Here is a 5,288-nt window from a genome sequence, read left to right on the forward strand (position 1 = left end):
AGGGTCTGCTCGCCGACATGTATGGCCTGCAGAACAGCTTCTGGCTGATCGTCGCCTGCGAAGTCTACGTGCTGTGGTACGCGCTGTACGGATCGAAGCCGACGCAGGTGAATGCCGATCCCGATCTGGCCGCCGCAAGCTGAGGCGGGGGCGGATACGATGAGGCTTTCGCTCGATCGCAGGTCGCTGCTTGCGGGGGCGAGCGTCGTGGCGCTGGCCGGCCATCCCGTCCACGGGCGGGCTTGGGCTGAAGGGAGCGGGGGTGGCGGTCTCAGGCTTGACCCGGCCCCCCTATCCGCCGTCTCGCTTTCGCCTTCGATCTTCGCCGACGCGCAGGCTGCCAATCGGGACTATCTCGCCTCGCTCGACTCGGAACGGTTCCTGCACAATTTCTACCTTTCGGCCGGGCTGGACGCGCCCCAGCCCGGCTATGGCGGCTGGGAAAGCAAGGGTATCGCAGGGCATTCGCTCGGCCATTGGCTAAGCGCGGTATCGATCATCATCGCCAATACCGGCGACCGCGAGCTATCGGCCAGCCTCGACCATTGCATGGTGGAAATGGCGCGCATCCAGCGCGCCCACGGGGATGGCTACTGCGGAGGCACGACCGTGGAGCGGGACGGCGAAATCCTCGATGGGAAGATCGTCTTCGAGGAAATCCGCCGGGGTGAGATCCGCAGCGGTGGCTTCGATCTGAACGGCGGCTGGGTTCCGCTCTATACGTGGCACAAGATCCATGCCGGGCTGATCGATGTACATCGCAACACGAACCACGCCAGCGCGCTTCCAATCATGCTGGGTCTCGCGGACTATCTGGGCACGATTCTCGAAGGGCTCGACGATACGCAGTTGCAGCGCGTGCTGGATGCCGAGCACGGAGGGCTGAATGAGGCTTACGCCGACACATTCGCGCTAACGGGCAATCCGCGCTGGCTGCGTCTCGCGCGGCGCATCTATCATCGCGCGGTGCTCGACCCGATCGTGGCAGGGGAAGACCGGCTTGCCGGGCTGCACGCCAATACGCAGATCCCGAAGGTGCTCGGGCTTGCGCGGATCCACGAGGTTTCGAGCGATGCATCCTTCGCGCGTGCCGCGCGCTTTTTCCACGACACGGTTTTCGATCACCATACCTATGTGATCGGCGGGAATTCGGACCGCGAGCATTTCGGCCCGCCGGACAAGCGCGCCGACCGGCTGAGCCACGCGACCTGCGAGGCCTGCAACACCTACAATATGCTCAAGCTCAACCGGCGTCTGTTCGGCTGGGCTCCCGATGCACGGCTGGTCGATCTGTACGAGAACGCGCAGATCAATCACATCATGGCGCACCAGCGCCCGGATGACGGACGCTTCGTCTATTTCATGCCTCTCGCCCCCGGCGCGCGTCGCATCTATTCCGAACCCGAAGACAGTTTCTGGTGCTGCGTGGGTTCCGGCATGGAGAGCCACGCGAAGCACGCGGACTCGATCTTCTGGGGCAACGACGAAGCGCTCTACGTGAACCTCTACATTCCCTCGCGCCTCGACTGGGACGTGCTGGGCATGGGTGTGACGATGGACACGCCGATGCCTTTCGAAGGGCGGGCGACGCTTACGGTCGATCGCGCGCCGGGTGACGAACGGACGATCGCGCTGCGGATTCCCGGCTGGGCGCAGGAGTCCACGCTCGAACTGAACGGCCGCACGATCGCGCCGGTGGAGCAGGCGGGCTACGCGCTGATCCGGCGGAAGTGGTCGGCGGGCGACCGGATCGCGCTGACGCTGCCCATGCGCCTTTCCGTCGAAGCCATGCCCGACGACCCGAGCATCGTCGCCTTCAGACACGGACCGCTGGTGCTCGCGGCCGATCTGGGGCCTGCGGACGAGGAGTTCGCCGGCCTCGGCCCTGCGCTGGTGAAGCGTGGGGGCGCGAGCGATCTCCTTTCACCCGGCACGGATGGCATAAACTACGCCGCCGCGGGGGCGATGGGCGAAAATCTCAGCCTGCGGCCCTTCTTCAATGCCTATGACCGGCGTGCTGCGGTCTATTTCCCGACTTTCAGCGCCGATGAGTGGGCGAGCAATCGCGATACCTATGTGAAGACGCTGGAAGCCGACCGCGCGCTGGCCGAACGGACGCTAGACACGCTTTTTCTGGGCGAGATGCAACCGGAACGCGACCATGCCTTCGCGCCATCGCGCAGCGAGGTCGTGAACTGGAACGGGCGCGCAGCGCGGCGCGTGCCGCCGGGGGACAGCGTTTCTTTCCGGATGCTGCGCCCCAAGGGCCCGGCGGTTCTGCAAGTGCTCGTCCACCGCGCGGATGCCGACAAACGTTTCCGCATCGCGATCGATGGAAATGTCCATTCGGGCGCATGGCCCGACCCGGTCGGCGAGCGCGAATTCGTCACGCTCGCATTCCCGGTGCCGGGCCGCAACGCCACTTCGGCACGTCATGTCGACGTCGCGATCACCGCGCTCGATCAGCAGGCACTGCTCTACAAGATCGCCATGCTTGCGGCGGTCGATCCCTGAGATGCTTTCGAGCTAGATCCGCGCGAACGGCATGGCATCGCCGGGTACGTCGACCTCGAAGGCGAACAGCGCGCCAGCGAACGGCTGGCGTTCCAGTTCCGAGGCGCTCAGCCCGGCCCTCGCGGTGGTGACATAGGCGGTCTTCATGTCGCGCCCGCCGAGCGCCACCTTGGTCACGTTGGACACCGGCAGTTCGACTTCGCGCAGGATAATGCCTGCCGGGTCGTAGAGCCGTGCACGCCAGCCGCCCCACAGGCCCAACCAGAGGTTGCCCGCGCTATCGACGGTGCAGCCATCCGGATGACCGTGGGCAGGGTCGATTTTCGCAAAAACCCGGGTTGAACCGATAGGGCCGTTCGCCTTCAAGTCGGAAACGTAGACCGTCCCGCCGACGGTATCGACATGGTAGAGCTTCGTCTGGTCGGGGCTGAGCGCGGGGCCGTTGGTCACGATGGCCGGTTCGATCCCCAGCCGCACGACCCGGCCATCGGCCCAGCGGTAGAAATGACCGGAGGCCTGTGTCTCGTTGTCGTCCATCGATCCGAACCAGACCGAACCATCCTTCGCCACGGTCGCATCGTTCAGCCGGTTGGTGGGAACGTCGGGCTCCACCGGCGCAACCGTATCGAATTGGCCATCATCGGGGTCGAAGCGCGCGAGCCCCGTTTGCAGACCGGCAAGCAGCCCGCCGCCTTGCGCGGGGAAGACCCATCCGACCTGCGCCGGCGCATCCCACGACAATACGGGGCCACCGCGCGGATCGAAGCGATGGATTGTCTGCTGCTTGATATCGACGAACCACAGGACGCCCGCCGCATCGTCCCATACCGGCCCTTCGCCGAGGGTCGCCCAGCCATCCCAGATCATGTGAAGTTCGCTCACGCCAGCGATCCTTGCCTTGAACTCGCGCCTATCCCTGTCTAGGAGCATTTGTCTGACATATGCAACAGGAGAGACAACGGTGCAGGGCGATTCTCAAACCTTCCACGGACACGATGCTTCGACCGGCGAGGAAACCGGCCCGGAATTTCCGGTGAGCACCGAAGCGGACGTTGCGCAAGCGTGCGAATCCGCGGCGAGCGCCGTCGCCGCGTACCGCGCGACCTCTTCCGAAGATCGCGCTGCCTTCCTCGAAGCGATCGGCGACGAGATCATGGCGCTCGGCGACGAATTGCTCGAGCGCGCGCACACCGAAAGCGGCCTCCCGCTCGCCCGGCTGACCGGCGAACGCGGCCGCACCGTCAACCAGCTGCGGCTGTTTGCTGAGGTCGTTCGGTCGGACCGGTGGCGCGGTGTGCGGATCGATCCCGCCATGCCCGATCGCGAACCGATGCCGCGGCCCGATCTGCGCCTGCGAAAGGTCCCGTTGGGGCCGGTCGCCGTGTTCGGCGCCTCCAACTTCCCGCTCGCTTTCTCTACCGCCGGCGGCGACACGGCTTCCGCCCTTGCGTCCGGCTGCCCGGTCGTGGTCAAGGGCCATCCCGCCCATCCGGGTACCGACGCGATGGTTGCCGGTGCGATCACGAAGGCGGCGAAAAAATGCGGCATGCCCGAAGGCGTGTTCGGCCATCTCCAAGGTCCGGGCAACGAACTCGGCGCAGCGCTGGTCCGCGACCCCCGCATTGCAGCAGTCGGCTTCACCGGATCGCGCGGCGGTGGGCTCGCCCTGCTGAAGATTGCGCAGCAGCGCGATGTGCCGATCCCTGTCTTCGCCGAAATGTCGAGCGTCAATCCGGTCATCCTGCTTCCCGAAGCACTTGCCTCGCGCGGCGCGGCGCTGGGCGAAGCCTTCATCGGTTCGCTGACGATGGGCGCTGGCCAGTTCTGCACCAATCCGGGCCTTGTCCTGGCGGTTGAAGGCGAAGGCCTGGCCGCCTTTGAAAAGGCGGCGAGCGAGGCGATGGCCGACCAGTCGGCGCAGACCATGCTGACCACCGGGATTCGTGATGCCTACGCGCATGGGAAGCAGGTGCTGGGCGGGAAATCCGCAGTCGAGAGACTCGCAACCGGCAAGTCCGGCGACGGCAAGACCTGCGAGGCGGCGGAACTGTTCGCCGTATCAGGTAGCGCAGTCCTCGCCGACGACAGCCTCATGGAGGAAGTGTTCGGTGCCGCCTCGCTGATCGTGCGGTGTGCGGATCAGGAGGAACTCCAGGCAGTTCTGCGCGCGATGGAAGGCCAGCTGACCGCCACGCTGCACATGGACGAAGGCGATCGTCCGGCTGCGGGCGAGCTGCTGCCGATCCTCGAGATGCTGTGCGGTCGCATCCTTGCCAATGGCTGGCCGACCGGCGTCGAGGTGGCGCATGCGATGGTCCATGGCGGGCCGTTCCCCGCGACTTCGGACGGGCGCACCACCTCGGTCGGGACGATGGCGATCGAGCGCTTCCTGCGCCCGGTCTGCTACCAGGATATTCCCGCCGAGCTCCTGCCGCCCGAATTGCAGGATGGCGCGGGCGTGCCGAAGCTTCTCGATGGCGAGCCTGAGTAGGCGCGCCACCGGCTGCAAGACTTAATAGGAGAGGGCAGAAACGTGAAACAGGCCAGGTTGTTACAATTTCGCGGAGAGGACGGCGCGCGGCGCGTGATCCTGGCGCAAGACGACGGCGCGCATTTCATCGAGGGCGCGGCGACCACCCGCGATCTCGCGATGCGGGCGGCCGAACAGGGCACGGGATTGCTTGCGCTCGCGCAGGCGAACCTTTCGAGCGAGGCGGCGGATATCGAGGCGCTCTATGACGAAGGGCTCCTGCTCGCCGCGATCGATCACCCGG

Annotated in this window: 3 protein-coding genes and 1 pseudogene; 3 read left to right on the top strand and 1 reads right to left on the bottom strand. The window is 65.9% G+C overall.

Annotated elements, in window-relative coordinates:
* The first annotated feature begins 159 nt into the window (after positions 1-159).
* On the top strand, positions 160-2,514 hold the full coding sequence (locus tag DL238_RS15785) for a glycoside hydrolase family 127 protein (protein WP_181883986.1): 2,355 nt from the start codon (positions 160-162) through the stop codon (positions 2,512-2,514).
* A gap of 12 nt (positions 2,515-2,526) precedes the next feature.
* Here DL238_RS15785 and DL238_RS15790 read toward each other — a convergent pair whose 3' ends face one another.
* Entirely contained in the window at positions 2,527-3,396 is an 870-nt protein-coding gene (locus DL238_RS15790) for an SMP-30/gluconolactonase/LRE family protein (protein WP_407640857.1), read from the bottom strand.
* A 79-nt stretch (positions 3,397-3,475) separates the two neighbouring features.
* Between DL238_RS15790 and DL238_RS15795 the strand changes: the two genes are divergently transcribed.
* Both DL238_RS15795 and DL238_RS15800 read left to right on the top strand, forming a co-directional pair.
* Positions 3,476-5,005 (top strand): aldehyde dehydrogenase (NADP(+)), encoded by a 1,530-nt coding sequence (locus DL238_RS15795; RefSeq protein WP_199798069.1) that lies wholly within the window; start codon positions 3,476-3,478, stop codon positions 5,003-5,005.
* A gap of 93 nt (positions 5,006-5,098) precedes the next feature.
* Positions 5,099-5,288 (top strand): annotated as a pseudogene (locus DL238_RS15800) (AraD1 family protein); the annotation flags it as partial.

This window comes from Alteriqipengyuania lutimaris (assembly GCF_003363135.1).
Lineage (GTDB): Bacteria > Pseudomonadota > Alphaproteobacteria > Sphingomonadales > Sphingomonadaceae > Alteriqipengyuania > Alteriqipengyuania lutimaris.

Coding starts and splice junctions, on each gene's coding strand:
- DL238_RS15785 (WP_181883986.1), top strand. CDS start 160: ATGAGGCTTTCGCTCGATCGCAGGTCGCTGCTTGCGGGGGCGAGCGTC.